Annotated in this window: 9 protein-coding genes; 2 read left to right on the top strand and 7 right to left on the bottom strand. The window is 33.8% G+C overall.

The genetic code is table 11. The features are described from left to right. Window positions 1-178: 178 nt before the first annotated feature. Complete coding sequence (locus ACFFGA_RS14150; RefSeq protein WP_386064981.1) at window positions 179-1,504, top strand: right-handed parallel beta-helix repeat-containing protein; 1,326 nt, start codon at window positions 179-181, stop codon at window positions 1,502-1,504. A gap of 7 nt (window positions 1,505-1,511) precedes the next feature. On the opposite strand, the gene asnB is transcribed toward ACFFGA_RS14150, so the two are convergent. After that, window positions 1,512-3,317, bottom strand: coding sequence for an asparagine synthase (glutamine-hydrolyzing) (gene asnB / locus ACFFGA_RS14145; RefSeq protein ID WP_386064980.1), 1,806 nt, complete (start codon window positions 3,315-3,317; stop codon window positions 1,512-1,514). A gap of 368 nt (window positions 3,318-3,685) precedes the next feature. Here asnB and ACFFGA_RS14140 point away from each other — a divergent pair, with 368 nt between their 5' ends. Next, window positions 3,686-8,428 carry a T9SS type A sorting domain-containing protein gene (locus tag ACFFGA_RS14140; RefSeq protein WP_386064979.1) on the top strand — a complete coding sequence of 1,581 codons (4,743 nt, stop codon included), beginning with the start codon at window positions 3,686-3,688 and terminating at the stop codon, window positions 8,426-8,428. A gap of 94 nt (window positions 8,429-8,522) precedes the next feature. Here ACFFGA_RS14140 and ACFFGA_RS14135 read toward each other — a convergent pair whose 3' ends face one another. The 6 genes from ACFFGA_RS14135 to ACFFGA_RS14110 all read right to left on the bottom strand — a co-directional run bounded on the left by ACFFGA_RS14135 (window position 8,523) and on the right by ACFFGA_RS14110 (window position 18,177). Then, window positions 8,523-9,902: a nucleotide sugar dehydrogenase gene (locus tag ACFFGA_RS14135; protein WP_386064978.1), complete on the bottom strand. Its 1,380-nt coding sequence runs from the start codon at window positions 9,900-9,902 to the stop codon at window positions 8,523-8,525. Window positions 9,903-10,062: 160 nt separating this feature from the next. Then, window positions 10,063-11,082 (bottom strand): NAD-dependent epimerase, encoded by a 1,020-nt coding sequence (locus tag ACFFGA_RS14130; protein ID WP_386064977.1) that lies wholly within the window; start codon window positions 11,080-11,082, stop codon window positions 10,063-10,065. 89 nt (window positions 11,083-11,171) lie between these two features. Beyond that, on the bottom strand, window positions 11,172-11,543 hold the full coding sequence (locus tag ACFFGA_RS14125; RefSeq protein WP_386064976.1) for a hypothetical protein: 372 nt from the start codon (window positions 11,541-11,543) through the stop codon (window positions 11,172-11,174). Between the two features lie 10 nt (window positions 11,544-11,553). After that, window positions 11,554-12,753 carry an alanine dehydrogenase gene (locus ACFFGA_RS14120; RefSeq protein WP_386064975.1) on the bottom strand — a complete coding sequence of 400 codons (1,200 nt, stop codon included), beginning with the start codon at window positions 12,751-12,753 and terminating at the stop codon, window positions 11,554-11,556. A gap of 169 nt (window positions 12,754-12,922) precedes the next feature. Continuing rightward, window positions 12,923-17,314: a DUF8693 domain-containing protein gene (locus tag ACFFGA_RS14115; protein WP_386064974.1), complete on the bottom strand. Its 4,392-nt coding sequence runs from the start codon at window positions 17,312-17,314 to the stop codon at window positions 12,923-12,925. Next, entirely contained in the window at window positions 17,314-18,177 is an 864-nt protein-coding gene (locus ACFFGA_RS14110) for a hypothetical protein (RefSeq protein WP_386064973.1), read from the bottom strand. The genes ACFFGA_RS14115 and ACFFGA_RS14110 overlap by 1 nt, the downstream gene beginning before the upstream one ends. Window positions 18,178-18,477 lie beyond the last annotated feature (300 nt).

Genomic DNA, 18,477 nt, shown 5'->3' with positions numbered 1-18,477 from the left:
AATATTTATTCTTATTAAAAACTTTTTTAAAAGCTCTAAGATTCTAATATTCTTTTAATTCCATAGGTCATAAATAACGATAAATCTAGTAAATTTGGTAATCGCAAAGATTAAAAAACCAATGCATAACAAGCATTTTTTTTGATTAAAAACATTATTTTACGTCTAAAACCAATTAATGCGACTAAAAGTAGATATTTTGCGTTCAATGAAAAAACTTTTGTATGAAGTTTTCCCTACATCAATAAAAAACTTACTGTTTTATATAATTCTATTCTTATTTCCGTATGTATCAATAGGACAAGGAGTTAAAGTATCTAGCTATGGTTTTAATACTACTGATACTAAGCCCTCTATTTACAAGGCTATCAGAACAAACGATACCATAATAATTGATAAACAACATAGCGAATGGTTAGTATCTCCATTAACTTTTAGAGGACTTGAAAACAAGACAATTATTTTTGAAAATGATGTGGTTTTAAGAGCAAAACCCGGTGCTTATACATCTACGAGTGATTGTTTAATGAAATTTGTGGACTGCAAAAATATAGCCATTATCGGCAATGGAGCACTACTTACTATGAACAAAGAAGAATATATTGATGGTGAGTGGAGGATGGGTTTAAGTTTTATGGGTTGCAGTAATGTTTCACTAAGTAACTTAACAATCTCAAGTTCTGGTGGTGATGGCATTTATATTGATGGTTATAAGGAAATGTTATACTCCGAAAATATTAGAATTGATAGCATTATTTCTACTAATAACAAAAGGCAAGGTATAAGTATTATTAGTGCCAAAGATGTTTGGGTAAAAAATTCAGTGTTTACCAAAACAAAAGGTACTTTGCCAGAAGCAGGTTTAGATATTGAACCAGATAAGGAAACAGATGTTATTATAAATGTAAATTTTGACCATTGTTCATTTACTAACAACAATCACTCAGGTATTGTTTTAGGATTAGACAACTTAACAGATAAATCTAAACCTGTAAGTATTAATTTTACTAACTGTTATTTGAGTATGAATCACGATATTTCTAATCGCTATCCAAAAGCAGAAATCATTGTGTCTTCAAACCCTTTTAACCCAGTTAAAGGAAAAGTATCGTTTAATAATATTATTGTAGATGGTAGTAAATGGGGTTTAATTTATTCTAGAAAACCGAGTAAAGCATACCATGTTTCATTTAATAACCTTAGTGCTAGAAACATTTGCCAGCAAGAAGATGACATGAGCGTTATTTATTTAGAGGTGCCAGATTACTTTAAATCCTCAGGTCCGTTAGGTGGATTTTCTTTTAATAATACATATGTAAAGTTTGACACAAAATCGTCTTTCTTTACTATAAGAGGATCTAGTATGGGAACATTAAATGGTGTAAAAAACATTAAAGGTCACATTACAATTGAAAATCCCAATCTAAAAGAATTTATAGAGTACATTAAGTATAATCCTAATAAAAATGTGGATTTTGAGGTGAATTATACGTTAAAAAACTAGGTGTTTTTTAATTAAACCCAAACTCATCATACCACTTACTCAATACAAAAAGTTTCCAGATGTTTGGAGTATGCTTTGCCTTACCACTCATGTGTTCATCTAAAAGTGTTTTGAATTTTTCAACATTAAGGTTTGGTACCTTGTTTAAAAAATCATCATTAAGTGCTGTAAGAAATTCATCTTTTAACTCGTTGCGCATCCAATTACCAATTGGTACAGCAAATCCTCTTTTAGGTTGGTTAAATACCTCTTCAGGAATATACTCTTTTAATAGATCTCTTAATATTTTTTTCTGACGTCCTTTTTCATATCGAAAATGCATAGGAAGCGTTCTTGCATATTCTATAACTCTATAATCTAAAAAAGGACTTCGAACTTCTACAGAATAGGCCATACTGGCTCTGTCAACCTTTACGTTACTATCATTTTCTAACCAAAGTTTTATATTGAGGTCAGCTGCTTTTTGAAGAAATATATTAGACCATTTTTTATAGCCTTGATAATGCTTCATATAATCTTGGTTCTTTTTCTTAAGAAGTAAACCTTTTCTAGAAAAAATATTTTCGATAAAATCATTTCTGGTTTTAGTCGTCAAAGCATTTCTTACTCTGTGAGAGTTAATACCAAATAACTTTAGTAGTGTAGGATGAGACAAAAATTTCCTTATAGGATAAGGAATGTCTATTATTTTCTTATTTTTTATAAGTGAATCAAAATAAGGATAACCAATAAAACTTTCATCACCACCATCTCCAGAAAGCGCGACCGTTACATATTGTTTGGTTACTTTATTTAATAGAAGTGAAGGTAAAGCTGAGCTATCTGCAAAGGGTTCATCGTAAACTTCTGTTAGTTTGGGTATGAGCTCCAAAATATCATCAGGACTGCAAATTGTTGTTGTATGGTTAGAATTTATAATTTCAGCATACTGTTCTGCAATTTTACTTTCGTCATATTTAGGATCCTCAAAACCAATTGAAAACGTATTGATTTGCGTAGGTGAGACCTTTGAAGCTATACTGGACACTAATGCGGAATCTATTCCACCGGATAAAAATGATCCAATGGGTACATCAGATTGTAATCTTATTTTTACGGCATCTTTTAATAACTCATGAAGTTCTTGCTTTGCATCTTCGTAAGAGATGTCCTTAACTTTAACGTGTTTTAAATTCCAATATTCTTCAACTGTGAGCTTATTGGTGTTGAAGTCAAGCTCCATATAGCATCCAGGAGGTAATTTGTAAATATCTTCTGCTATGGTATAAGGACTTGGTATAAACATGCAATCCAGAAAAATAGAAATGGCTTCTTTATTGATGTTTTTCCCTTTTAACATTGGGCGAATCTGGCTACATATCTCTAACTCACTACCATTCCAATAGTAATAAAATGGTTTTACACCCATACGATCTCTAGCAGAAAAGAGTGTGTTAGTTGTAGAGTTGTAAATACTAAAAGCAAACATGCCATTGGTCTTATCCAAAACAGATTTTCCCCAGTGTTTAAAACCAATTAAAAGGACTTCTGTATCGCTTTCTGTTTTAAATTCATAACCCAAATCGATTAACTCCCTCCTTATATCTTTGTAGTTATAGATTTCACCATTAAACACAAGAGTGAGGTCTTCATAACACATAGGTTGGTTAGACCTTGGGTCTAAGTCCAATATAGCTAAACGTAGGTGGCCCAATGTTATATCACCCACTTTGTCTATACCTGTAAAATCTGGTCCTCTAAATGAAATTGAATCTAATTTTTCCTTTACAACTTTTTCTTCAAAAGGAATATTGGTTAAATATATACCACACATGTAGTTAGTTTTTTGTAAAACAAAGGAATTTTATTTTAAAACCAATAATATTTTTTTAAAAACCGTTTAAAAGGCAAAGTCAACATATTATCTGCTCATAATTTTTTTTATTGAAATAAATTAAATTAGATATTCCTGGTTTTACTGGCCTTTTTTTGTACTATTCTTCTTCAATATGTTAAAGTTGAATTTGAGACATCTATGACGTGTATTTCACCGTATATAAACCATATTTTGTCGATACGAAATTAGTAAGTAGTTTATTTCCTACATAATATTACTTTTCATCGAATTATAAAGTATTTAAACTAAAAAACGCATTTTATTTATATATATTGCTGAACTATTTTAAAACCGTATAAAAAGTTATGAGTGCCCCAAACAAACTAACTAAGTCCTTACTTTGTATTGTCTTTTTTTGCCTAACCCTTAATTTATTTGCTCAAATACCCGCTTTTCCAGGTGCCGAAGGCTATGGAAAATATACAGTTGGTGGTAGAGGTGGTCAAGTCATTGAAGTAACAAATCTCAATGACAGTGGTCCTGGTAGTTTTAGGGCTGCTTGTGAAGCAAGTGGACCAAGAACTGTAATCTTTAAAGTAGGAGGTAGAATAGAGGTCTCTGGACCTACCATTAAACTTACTAATCCATATATTACTATAGCAGGGCAAACAGCTCCAGGTGGTGGTATAATGTTAACAAGAGAAACTAATGATAGACCTATTTTAGAAATAGATACAGATGAAGTTATTATAAGATATTTAAGGTTTAGACGTTCTACATCTTACGAGAGCGGAAATAATCCTGATAATGTATGGGTAAATAGTGGTAATAATATAATATTTGATCATTGTTCCTTTGCTTGGTCATCAGACGGTAATTTAGATATTGCAAATTATGATGGACAACCAGGTAGACCACCTCAAATAGAATGTTCTAATATTTCTATTCAATATTGCATTTTTACAAATTCTTACGGAGGCAGTAATAAAACATTTTTAGTTTCTAGAGGACCAACAAATATAAGCTGGTTTAGAAATGCTTGGTTAAGTACTGCAACTCGTAACCCTTCTGTTTCTACACCTATAAATGAAGCTCCTACTTGGGATTGCTATTATGAGCATGTAAATAATTTTCATTATGATTATACAAATGGCCCTTCTTACACAAATAATGACCCGAGTATAGATGCTGGAATTTATTATGTAAATGTTATTAAAAACTGGGCTAAAGAAAATGGTATTCCTTCACCAACAGTTGCAAATACGGGTATTAGTAGCAGACGTTGGTTAAGAGCTAAAACCGATGGTAATGGCATGGAGATATATGTTCAAGACAATATAACACCTTATAGACCTGATGACTCTTACGACCAATGGGAGATTGGTCAAAATGGAGGTGGACAAGCGGATAGAGATGTTTTAATTCCTGACAATTTAAGAAGTTATACCGTTAATAACACACCAATAATAACAGAGAATGTTGCATTATGGGACGCTACTGATATTTGGGATAATTTAAGAACCCATGTTGGTGCTTCCTTACCTTTGAGGGATTCAGAAGATGCTAGAGCTGTTAATGATGTGGATTTAGGTATAAGTACAGAAAATAAAGTTACTAATGTTTTTCCTATCATAATTAATGGTACACCATATTCGGATAGCGATATTGATGGTATGCCAGATTACTGGGAAATTGCAGAATTTGGTGATTTAAGTAGCGATGGTGTTATTGATACTGATGGTGATGGCTATACCGATTTAGAAGAATTTTTAAATCAAACTGCAAATGGACAGATACCAGACGTACCTGCTGAAAGTGTATCAATTACACCTGAAACAGCAACTTTAAATGTCCCTGAAACACTTCAGTTAACTAAAACATTTACTCCTGTAAATACTACGAACCAAAGTGGTGTTTGGGAATCAAGTGATATTACTATAGCAACTGTAGATACTAATGGACTAGTAACTTCAATTGCTGAAGGTGAAGCTACAATTACCTTTACATCTAATGATGGTGGTTTTACAGACCAATCAGTAATTACAGTAACTAATATTGTAATTCCATTGGTATCCGTCTCTGTAACACCAGAAACAGCAACAATAGATGTAGGTGAATCAGTTCAATTAACTAAAGAATTATTGCCTGAGGATACTACTGATAATAGTGGAACTTGGACAAGTAGTGACGAGTCCGTAGCAACAGTTGATGAAAATGGATTAGTTACAGCTGTAAGTGATGGTGAAGCAATTATTACTTATACTGCTAGTGATTCAGGTTTGAATGATAGCGCAACTATTACTGTTGTTGATACATTTTATGGTACATATGAACTTTATAATGCAACAACAGATATAATGATTCAGAATATTGTTGGAGATGCAGACATTAACTTAGGAAATGAATCTAATGAAATAAACTTTAGAAGTATACCTCAAAACGGAGATGATAACCCAGATGTAGAAAGTGTTCAAGTTGTATGGACAGGTCCAACAAGTGGTACATGGGTAGAAAGTGGACCAATTTATGCTGGATTACCAGGAGGTCATGTGGATTTTGATTTTGAGCCTTATGTGGTTGAGGCTGGTACTTATTCATTTACCGTAACATATTTTAGCCAAGATGGTGCCGCTGGTACTGTAGTTGCTATCGATACTTTTGACTTAACTTTCTTTTTTAGCACGCTACCTGTCGCAAATGCTGGTCCAGATCAAAGTATTTGTGAAGGTGATACCGCAACACTAACGGCTTCTGGAGGCCCTAATTTCTTATGGGACAATGGTGAAACTACAGCAACTATAGTAGTAAATCCTACCGTAACAACTTCTTATACTGTCTCTGTTTTTGATAATGAAGGCAATTCAGATGAAGATAGTGTAACGGTGACAGTTAACCCAATTCCTGTGGCTGAAGCAGGTGATGACCAAACCATTTGTGAAGGTGAAACAATTACTTTGAGTGCTTCAGGAGGAAATGAATATCTATGGAGTACTGGTGAAACTACTCAAACTATTGATGTGAGTCCAACATCTGAAATCACATACACAGTTGAAGTTATTTCAAATAATTGTTCTAGTACAGATACGGTTACAGTTTTTGTAAGTGAAGCTCCAAATCTTACGGTTAGTGATGATGTGGTTCTTGTTGAAGGGAATTCAGTATCAATTGGCGCAAGTGGAAGCGATAACTATTTATGGAATACTGGAGAAACTTCAGCGTTTATAACAGTTTCACCTGCAGCAACAACAACTTATACAGTAACTTCTCTTAGTACTAATGGATGTTCAACTACTGAAAATATTGTGGTAACAGTAATTCCAGAAGTAATTGCAGATGCTGGTAATGATACTACTATTTGTAGTGGGGAAACGGTTACCTTAACAGCTAGTGGAGGAACAAATTACCTCTGGGATACAGGTGCTACTACACCAGAATTAGTAGTGAGTCCAGTAACAACAACAACTTATACGGTTACAGTTGGTGATGATTACGGTTATGTTGATACTGATAGTGTTACTATAACGGTTAATGAAACTCCAGATATCACAGTAAGTGATGATGTGGCAATTTTAGAAGGAGAAACAGTGATTTTAACTGCAAGTGGTGGAGATAATTACCAATGGAACACAGGTGAAACTGCAGCTTCTATTGAAGTAACTCCAACAGAAACAACAACATATACAGTTATTTCAACTGCCGTTGGTGGTTGTGCAGATATAGAACAAGTTACAGTAACCATAATTCCCGAAGTCGTTGCAGATGCTGGTGAAGACGCAACCATTTGTAGTGGTGAAAGTATTACGCTGAATGCTTCAGGTGGTGTAGCTTATACATGGAATACTGGTGGTACTGGTGCTAATCCTACTGTAAGTCCAACTGAAACAACGACCTATACTGTAACTGTTGAAGATGCTTATGGCTATACAGACACGGATAGTGTTACAATTACAGTTAATGAAACACCAGTAGTAACTGTAAGTGATGATATTTTTATAGTAGAAGGAGAAAGCACTACATTAGTTGCTCAAGGAGCAACCACCTATCAGTGGAGTAGTGGTGAGACTTCAAGTTCTATTGTTGTAAGTCCTACACAAACTACAACTTATACCGTGATTGGTACTACTAATACATGTTCTGCTCAAGCACAAGTTACTGTAACTGTAGAACAATTATTTGAAGCTTCGGCTGGTGCAGATGAACGTGTATGTGAAGAAGATAATTATGAAGTTGTTTTAACTGCAAATGAAGGTGATAGTTATTTATGGAGTACTGGCGAAACAACCCAAAGTATTACTGTAAGTCCATTATCTACATCTACTTATTCGGTAACAGTAACTTCTGGTAACCAACAAGATACTGATGAAGTAACTGTTTATGTTGATCCAAATCCAGAAGTAGAAATTCTTAATGGTGAAAGTGTAGATATAATGCCTGGTGATTTTGTTACATTATCTGCTACAGGTGCTAACACTTACCAATGGAATAATGGAGCAACACAGCCTAACATTGCTGTTAGCCCATCTCAAACGACTACTTATGAAGTAAGAGGTTATGTTGGTGATTGTTATGATGAAAAACAAGTTACAATAAATGTAATTCCGGAAGTAGAAGCAGATGCAGGTGAGGATGTTGAAATTTGCTTGGGAGATGTGGTTGTACTAACAGCATCAGGTGGTGATGAATATGTGTGGAGTAATGGTGCAACTACCCAAAGTATACAAGTGTCACCAACAGAAACAACAGAATATACAGTTACAGTATTTAATTCATTGGATTTTGATGAAGACTCTGTACAAGTTATAGTAGATACTAATTGTGAAGAATATGTAGATCCAGGTACTGGTGAGCCACTTGATTTTGATTTTAGTATATATCCTAATCCAGCATCAGATGTCGTTAATGTAAAACTTGCAGGTTCAACAGCACTCTCTAGAATATATTTATATGATATTACAGGTAAGTTGATTCATTCTGAAATTATTTCTAACGAAAACATGAGTGTATCTACTACTAGAAGAATAGATGTAAGTCATTTACATCCTGGTATGTATTATATCAGACTAGTTGATGTTAAGCAAGAAATTTCAAAAAAGTTAATAATTAAGTAAAAGTAAAGTTAGTTTTTATATTGAAAACGGCACTAAAACACTCTAAAAAAGAGGTTTAGTGCCGTTACTTTTTATAGTAATTGATTAAAACTAGCTATTGGCCTATTGAAGAATATTCAAAACCAATTTTATTCATTTCAGCTTTATCTAATATATTTCTACCATCAAAAATAAATGCTGGTTTTTTCATACTGGCATAAATCTTTTCCCAATCGTAGGTTTTAAACTCGTCCCATTCTGTCATTATAGCAATAGCATGTGCATCTTTTACAGCTTCATAAGGACTATCATACGATGTAACTAAGTCTTTATTCTCATCAGCAGAACGTGTTTCTAGGTAATTTAAATCTGCTTGTACCTTTTTTGCTGGTACTTTAGGGTCGTAAACAGCAATATTCGCCTGTTCACTCAATAAATGATCAGCAACATAAATAGCTGCAGATTCACGTGTATCGTTAGTGTCTTTCTTAAAAGCCCAGCCTAACATGGCTATTTTTTTACCAGAAACGGTATTGTATAATGTGCTAATTAAGTTGTCAGAAAAACGTCTTTTTTGGTGATCGTTCAAGATTATAACCTGTTCCCAATAATCAGCAACAACATTTAAACCGTAACTTCTAGCAATATAAACTAGGTTTAATATGTCTTTTTGAAAACATGAACCACCAAAACCTATTGAAGCATTCAAAAATTTAGGACCAATTCTAGAGTCCATTCCAATAGCTCTAGCTACCTCGTTCACATTAGCTTCAGTATGCTCGCACAATTCTGAAATAGCATTGATAGATGAAATTCTTTGTGCTAAAAAGGCATTTGCTGTTAATTTTGATAATTCTGAAGACCAAACATTAGTTCTAAGAATTTGTTCTTGTGGAACCCAACTTCCGTAAATATTAGCTAAACTTTCAATAGCATCTTCAGATTCTCCTCCAATTAAAACTCTATCTGGATTTAATAAATCTTGAATAGCTGTACCTTCCGCTAAAAACTCTGGGTTAGAGAGTATATCGAACTTTACATCACTTCCAGTATTATGCAAGATGCTTTTTATAGCTTGTGCAGTTCTTACTGGTAATGTAGATTTTTCTACAACTATTTTGTCAGTAGTTGCAACTTCGGCAATATTTCTTGCACAAAGCTCTACATATTTTAAATCGGCAGCCATACCTTTTCCTTTACCATAGGTTTTGGTTGGTGTGTTTACCGAAATAAAAATCATTTCAGATTCGTTAATTGCTTTGTCTATTTCAGTGGAGAAGAATAGGTTTTTTCCTCTTGTTTCTTCTACTATTTCTGCAAGCCCAGGTTCGTATATTGGTAATTTTGATACGTCTTTATCATTCCAAGCGGCTATACGCTCTTCATTAATATCAACAATGGTAACTTGTATATTGGGATTTTTCTTTGCTATTACTGCCATTGTTGGTCCACCAACATAACCAGCACCAATGCAACATATCTTATTTATTTTCATAGTTTTAAGTTTATTCGACTTGGGTTAACTCTCATTTTAGAGTCACAAATTTGTAAGAAGTTTTCTGTATTTTCTAAATTAATATATCAACGACCCGTTTTTACGATAAACTTCATTACATCGTCAAAAGAAGCACAATATATCGTTATATTACATATCCTTATTTATAATAGCTTTTGTACCAATCCACAAATGATTTTACACCTTCTTTTATAGATGTATTAGGACTATAATTATAATCTTTGATTAATTGATCTACATCAGCCCAAGTTCGTTCTACATCTCCTGGTTGTATTGGTAACATATTTTTTTCTGCTGTTTTGTCTAAATTAACCTCAATTTCTTTTATAAAATCGAGTAGCTTAACAGAATTATTATTACCGATATTATATACTTTGTAAAGTTCTTTGTTTTCAACTCTTTCTGCTGTAGACTTTTCTATTATCCTTACAACTCCTTCAACAATATCATCTACATAGGTGAAATCGCGTTCCATTTTACCATGGTTAAAAACTTTGATTGGTCTATTGTTTACAATGGCGTCAGTAAACAAAAACATTGCCATATCTGGTCTTCCCCAAGGTCCGTAAACTGTAAAAAACCTTAAGCCAGTTGTGGGAATATTAAACAAATGACTGTAGGTATGTGCCATAAGCTCATTGCTCTTTTTTGTTGCAGCATAAAGACTTATTGGGTAATCTACATTATCATCAGTAGAAAACGGTATTTTTTTATTTAACCCATAAACACTAGAGCTACTTGCATAAACAAGATGTTTAATTGAATTATTTCTGCAACACTCTAGGATATTTAAAAAACCGACTAAATTAGAGTCTATATAAGTTTCTGGGTTTTCTAAACTATATCTTACACCAGCTTGTGCTGCGAGATTGCAGACAATGTCAAAATTTTCATTTTTAAATAATTTTGGAAGCGCATCTCTATCTTCCAAATTCATTCTTACAAAAGTGAAATTATCATTATCGCTTTTACATATTTTATTAAATACTTCGGCATCATTTCTATCAATACCAAGTTCGTTTAGTCTAGAATACTTTAGGTTAACATCGTAATAATCATTGATATTATCAAGTCCAACTACTATGTGCCCTTTATCCAAGAGTACTTTAGCTGTAAAAAAACCGATGAAACCTGCTGCGCCAGTAACTAATACTTTCATATTCTGTGAATTACTTTTAAAAATTTAACATCAAAGATGAAAATTTATATGATAGCATCTAAATTTTCGTCCAAAAAATTGTGGATTAATTATTTATAGTCAATAGTTAAAACTGTTGAGAGGGAGTCGCAATTTTGTACTGTAAGCTCAATATCGCGTTTTTTATAACTATTGTCAATATGGTATATTTTGCAAGAATCTAACTTTGTTTTGCTTTTTGAAAAATCTACACTTCCGTATTTAACTAAGTTGATAATAGTGGTAGAATCTAAATCTTGCTTACTAATAAAAGCTGATGCTATATCTGAATAGGCTATAGGCTTTGAACTTATATTTTTTACAGTTCTTGCATTTGGGCCATAATCACATGATGCATCTTTTCCGTTTAAAAAAAACATAAGAATAACTATACCAATGGCAAAACCTCCTAGATAGTAACCTAAGCGCTGTACAAATTTCATATAAAATAGATTAAAAAATCAATAAGTTGGCATCATTATAATCTAAACCAAACCATTCCGAAACAGATTTGTTTGTTAAAATGCCGTGGTAAAAATACAACCCATTTTTTAAACCTCTATCAAAACGAAGTGCATTTTCTAATCCACCATACTCACCAATCTCTAACAAATACGGAGTAAATATATTACTAATTGAAACTGAAGCTGTTCTAGAGTAACGTGCAGGAATATTAGGAACACAATAATGAACAACACCATTGTGGTCAAAAGTAGGATGGTCGTGAGTTGTAACCTCACTGGTTTCAAAACAACCTCCCATATCTATACTAACATCTATAACCACTGAGCCTTGTTTCATTTGATTTACCATAGACTCAGTAACTACAATAGGTGATCTATTTGTACCTCTTACACAACCTATAGCTACATCACAGCGTTTTAAGGCTTTTAGCAAGTTCTTAGGTTGCATGGTTGACGTATATATAGTACGTCCTAAGTTATTCTGAATACAACGCAACTTTGTAATGGAACTATCAAAAACTTTGATATTAGCACCAAGACCAATGGCAGAACGTGCGGCAAATTCACCAACAGTGCCTGCACCGAGTATTAACACTTCTGTAGGTGGCACTCCATTAATATTACCCATCATAAGACCATTACCACCATTAACATTAGAAAGTAATTCTGAAGCTATTAATATGGAAGCTGTTCCTGCAATTTCACTTAAAGAGCGTACAGCAGGATAGGCACCATCCTCGTCTTTAATATACTCAAAAGCTAAAGCTGTAATTCGCTTTTTAGCTAAAGCTTCAAAATAAGATTTGCTCTGCGTTTTAATTTGCAATGCCGAAATTAAAATTGTTTGAGGGTTTATAAGTGAAATTTCATCCAGCGAAGGTGGTTCTACTTTTAAAATAATAGGACAGGAGTACACCTTTGCTGTATCTTTGGTAATTTCGGCACCAGCTTCACTATAAGTTTTATCTTTAAAATTAGCGCCTTCACCAGCACCAGACTCTAAAAGTACACGATGACCATTTGCTGTCAATGCTGATACGGCATCTGGTGTTAAACAAACACGTTTTTCTTGAAAATGGGTTTCTTTAGGTATTCCAATAAAAAGTTCGCCCTTTTTTTTGAAAATCTCTAGCGTCTCTTCTTGTGGTAATAATTGGGCTTTGGTAAATGGTGATATAGATTTACTCATTAAGTCAGTTAATTGGTATCAAAACTGCAAGATAGTAAAACACTACATACAAACAGCTTTAGAAATTAATCTCACTTCAAATTACGAATATTTTTTGATTGCAAAGTAAAGCGACTGGATATTTATAAAGAATATAAATATCTAGTCGCTTAGCAATAAGTTAGAAATACTAATTAATTATAAGCTTTTTAATGCGTTTTTCATTGTTTTCTGAAACTAATTCAACAATATAAACTCCAGTGCTTAATTGAGAAACATCTATTGATTGCCTGTTGTTGTCTATGTCTAACGGTTTAGTACTTACAATTCTTCCGTTAATATCATATAGATTGAAATTGGTCTTAGTAAATAATTGACCACTGATTACAACAGTTTTATTTGTGGAATCTGTAAAGATATTAAGAGCTTTTAAAGGTTGTTCTACAGTATTTAAAACACTAGCATTGAATCGTAAATAAAAACGACCAGTACCCGAAAGGTTTTCAGAAGGCGTTATTACATAATCTCCTGAATTCAATAAAACTATTGAATTAGTTACAACATCTTCTAAATAAACATTTACTGTACTTGGAAGCGTGGATTCCATGATACTGAAGTTTAAGGTTTTATTAGCGTTAGCGTTAACTCCTAATGGAATAACAACATCTGGTATGTCATTAATATTTAATGCTTGTAAGGCCATTGGCACACCAGTACTGTTTTGTACCAAATTAGAATAAATTGCAAAATTTGGTGGAATTTCGTTCCATATTGCTGCATCATATCCTGGATCTAATCCTAAACTTGCATTCTCATTAAAGTAAAAATCTGTGTGGTAAGACTGATTATCTGTATTTGCTTTTAGTTTTAAATACGTAAGCACAACATTTGTATTACGACCAGCAATAAAATCGTCATCAGATCCTTTACTTCTCATACTAGGTGTAAATGCAATATTTCCAGATGCTTCGGCATCAATAAAAAATCCTTGTCCTGGTGCAATTACAGTACTAGGAGTTGTAGTAGCTAAATTGTATATAGTCCAACCATCTGCTGCAGTACCATCATATCCGTAAATACCAACTGAATTTTCATCAATTAATCCAGAATTTGCAATATTATTTAAGAACTCTTGTGCATTAAGATAACTTGGGTAAGGATTACCAATAAGATTCCAATTACTAGCTCCGCCTGACGTTACAGCAACATTGACAGTGCTATTTTGAACACTACCACTAAAAGTGTAAGTACCTCCATCCGTGGATCCAGACCTATAGCCTGTACCTGCAGCCAGAACAGTACTATCGTCTGAAGGCGAGAAGTTTACATAAGAAACCGTTGATGTATCAAATGGCCCGAATAAAAATGCTGGGTTGCCACCAATAGTACCAGATAATATGTTTGGGTTTGCGGATCTAAAAGCACCAAATGTTTGACCTGTTACAGGTGCACTTATTAAATCGTTAGCAGTGGTAGTAGTTCCAGTGCCAGCCGCATTATTTACGTGTCTCTTGTACAATACGTTTCCAGAGATTGTACCATCAACAATTAAACTTGAATATTTATTTGATATAGATTCTAATTGTAGCGTTCCATTATTGGTTAAATTTCCTTTTACCGTTAAACTAGAACCTTCTTTAACTATTACCGTTGCACCTGGATAGATTTCCAGATTATTGACTTCAACATCTTTCTCATTGTCTATTGTGTATATTCCATCTGCAATAATAGCATTGATTGTGCCAGAAGTATCATCAGGACCATCACTGTAAATCCAATCTCCACCACAATATAAAATCGAGCCTGAAGGGATTGTAACACCACAACTATTTCCGGGAGCTAAATACTGAATCAAGGTAGCTTTTGGAGTTGTTGCACTATCATCAATATTGAAAGATACACCACCTCGTCCTCTTAAATGTGTGCTTTTAAGTTCATTAAAACCATCACTAAACAATTGAACTTTAAGGGCGTCAGCTTCAATAGGGTTAAATGCAACGCCTCCCCATTCATATATACCACCATTAACCCAACCAGCTAAGCCTTCATCATGTACTGTCCAAATACCATCTCGTCTATAACTTATTCGCCACATAGTATTAGGTTGTTCTTGATCATTTGTAGTATAAACTCCACCGAATGTTATGTAATTAATGTATTTAACATTATCCCAATTTACTTGCCATGTTAATCCGTCATCAGGATTATTAGATGCTTCTATAACTGCATTATGGTCAAGACCATATTCGTTATAGTCAGAAGTAATATAATAATCATTAATTGATGGGTCATATAAAATATGGTCTGGAGTTCCTCTGCCGCCATCGATGCTACCTCTTACAGTGGCTTCAGATAACAAAGCTAGGTTCAAGTTATCATCTGGTGTATTGTCCGGTATGCCACCATTACTACAAGCACTAGGCGCTTCATAAAGATCGTCTTTTGAAATTATACATGTTGGAACATCGCTAAAAAATGCTTCAATATCTACTTCAAAACCGTCAGCGTCCAAACCTGTTAAAGTCACTACCTGTGGACTAGAAGTAATAGGGAAAGCCTGCCCATTTACATTGAGAGTGCCTGTTAAGGGTGCATTCTGATAGGTTACTACGATGTCTTGTGTATAGGTGTCGTTACTGTCGTCACACATGTTGGTAGCTCCCAATTGTACATCTCCCAATGGACAATCTGTATCAAACAATACAACCAATTTTGGAGCTGGTCCACTATCTTCATAAGCATTTGCTACACGTTCGCCTGTACCTGAAATTATAAAAGTTATTGGATTACCTTTTACCCAACCAGGTAGTGCGATAATTTCATTCATTTCGTCACTGAGGTCAGGAGTGCGTTGGTAATACCCAACATTATCAATAGAGCCCCAAGCAGCCAAGTCGCTCCAAGGCGTTGAGTTGCTTGTGGTTGTGCGTGATGAAATATTATTAGCTGCAGAAGTAAACGTGCTACTGTTACTAGCCAATTCTCCATGAATGGTTAAATTGGTCGTAGGTTGTGACGCAAGTCTTTCATCTGTTGAAAACTGAATATAAGCTCTAACAACAGTAGCATTTTCGGGAATTTCAACATTATTAAAACGTACTCCAATAATTTGATCTCCACCATCATATACCAACTCTAAGTCGCTACTACCTGTATCCACACTTCCAGAAACAACATCTTCTTCGGCATCATCGCTAGATGTTGATACCTCTGCCATAAATACAGTATGATCATAAGAATTAAATCCTGCACAATTACATGAGTCATCTTCTTCATCTAAAATGGTATCTGGATCTCCATCTTCACAAGGAATGCCTGAAGCTGGGCAAACGACATCATTAGTATTGTTAATAGTAACTACAGCACCTGTTGGTGGTGAAAATACATCAAGATTAGCAGGTAGTGTAAAAGGATCCGTATTACTTACTTCACCAACTACGCCAGCATTGTCAACTTTTATTGTTCTTAATTCAATTTTTGAAGACTCAATGAATATGAGTTTGAATTGATTGAATTTACCTGAGTTTCTTGTCCAGCTTTTGTCATCATTGTTATCTCTTAGTGGTGCACCCCAACAACCTTCTCCTGTGTAAACGGTACCATTACTATGGTCGATTACGAAACCTTCATCATTTCCGAGTTCTGACGATGGTCTTATTGGCCACGTAGTTTTAGACATGTGAGAGTCACAATCTATTACTAAACGTACGTCTTCGTCATAAAATAATTCTGCCCAAGCATCATAAAGTGTATTGTTGTTTGGTTTGTCTGAATTGGCTGTATGAGGACGCATTGGTCTATGATATTGAGCTGCCTTCCATATGGCATTAGTACCTGCAGGTGAGTCTAAATCATTTTTTAGCCATGTCAATTGATCTCCAAAAACCGATATCTCTGAATTAAGTGTATAGGTTCTAAACAGATTATTGCCAAAAGTGATGGCATAATAAGAGTTATTGTTTGGTGTGTCAAAAAAATTATAGATATCTGTAGGGTCTTCATGATTACCACGAGTTGGTACAATAGGAAACATTCTTCCGTCACTAGCTATGGTATCTTGCCAATCGTCAAACCATTTGCTCCATTCCGTATCTGTACTATCGTCCGTCATATCACCACCAAATAAAACAGCATGAGGCTTTAATTTGCTTACTAGTAAATTGGCTGCTCGTCTCGGAGTTCTATTATTCCTAGAATCTCCACCTGCAATTATAGATAATCTACTATTATCATTAGGCGCGGTTCTAAACCAAAATCTTTGGCTTGTCCCTTCACTATCATGTATAACGAAGTAATAGTCTGTATTTGGCGTTAAACCTGATAAGCGCACAAATCTATTGTCCATGCCTTTATAAACAATAGCTCTGTCTACCGCTTTAAAATTAGCATATGATAAATAGTTGGTGCCATAATCTGTTGTGTCATAGTGTACAATTGGATTTGTACCAGAGGTTTGATCCCAAGCGATAGTGATTGTTGTTGCAGGGTCATCGACCAAAATAATACGATATCTATCGTTATTGGCATAAGTACCACATACGATTAGGAACAGTATTTTGGTTAAAAGTATTTTTGTTTTCATTAGTAGGTAATTTTTCTTTTTCTCAATTTTTTTTCCATAAGCAAAACCACTAGTGGCAAAAGTCCATGGGATAATCTATATATAACTAAATAAACACTAGCATGCAGTGATGATGAAACAAAGTCTGAACTATAACCTGCAAACAATCTTGCTAATGCTGTAGTTAAACCCCAAAACACCATATACCATAGTGCATATTTTGATAGTTTAGGTACAAAAATTAAAACTGACATTACTAAATCTAAAACACCTGCAACATATAAAAATGTTGTAGCCTGAGATTCGTTTAGCCCTAATATCATAATGGTCATATCCACAAAATATCCAGGCAAATATATCAGTCCCATTGCAAAAAGACCATGCGCTATAAATGTACAAGCAATGGCAATCTTTAGACCAATGATAATCTTTTTGTTATCTGTTACATCTAATCTAACATTCAACAATAATAAAATTGGTGCAGCTAATTGAATAAATAATTCAAAAAACAGTAAATACTCGTAGTTCTTATCTTTCACCATACAAATACCGATGAACAGCAAAACGAGCAAGGCAAAACTCATAACTATTTGTTTTAACCTTCTATAACCAATTTTATTCCAGAACAAGCTAATTATCGCAGCCAGCAAGAATATAAGACTACAGAACTTTATAAAGCCATCTATCCAAACATTTACCTTAGAACTGCTCGCATAATCTTGCCAGGTATAATTAGATAATCCTTCCACTATAGGAGTCAACAAACTCTCATCCCATAGAAAGGCTCTAAACGGAGCGCCAAAAAAATATAACTGATAAGCCCTTCCCAAGAAAACGGTGAAGGCGCAGATTTTTACTAGCCATATTAATTTAAGTTTATTCATTTAGAGCACTTAAAACTAATTAATAATAATCAGATAATTTTTAATATTCGATTAATTGATAATAAATCCTTTGATTAGCATATTTAGTACGTTTATCATCAATAATAGTGGCATAATTTATTGATAATTAAAGTATAATGTTTGGAATTATTTCACTTTATCAACAGTTGTTTTTTACTTTTTTAACTAACATTTTTCCACCTTTCTAAATTATTTTATACTTATTCTAAATTAGTGAGTTTTGAGCAGATAATAGATTAGAACTATTTGAATTTATAAAACAAAAAAGCACTACATTCA

Origin of the sequence: Winogradskyella pulchriflava, from assembly GCF_042434315.1 — a bacterium.
Classification (GTDB): Bacteria; Bacteroidota; Bacteroidia; order Flavobacteriales; family Flavobacteriaceae; genus Winogradskyella; species Winogradskyella pulchriflava.
The sequence above is the reverse complement of the archived record's forward strand: the minus strand, read 5'-3'. Positions and strand labels throughout refer to the sequence as shown.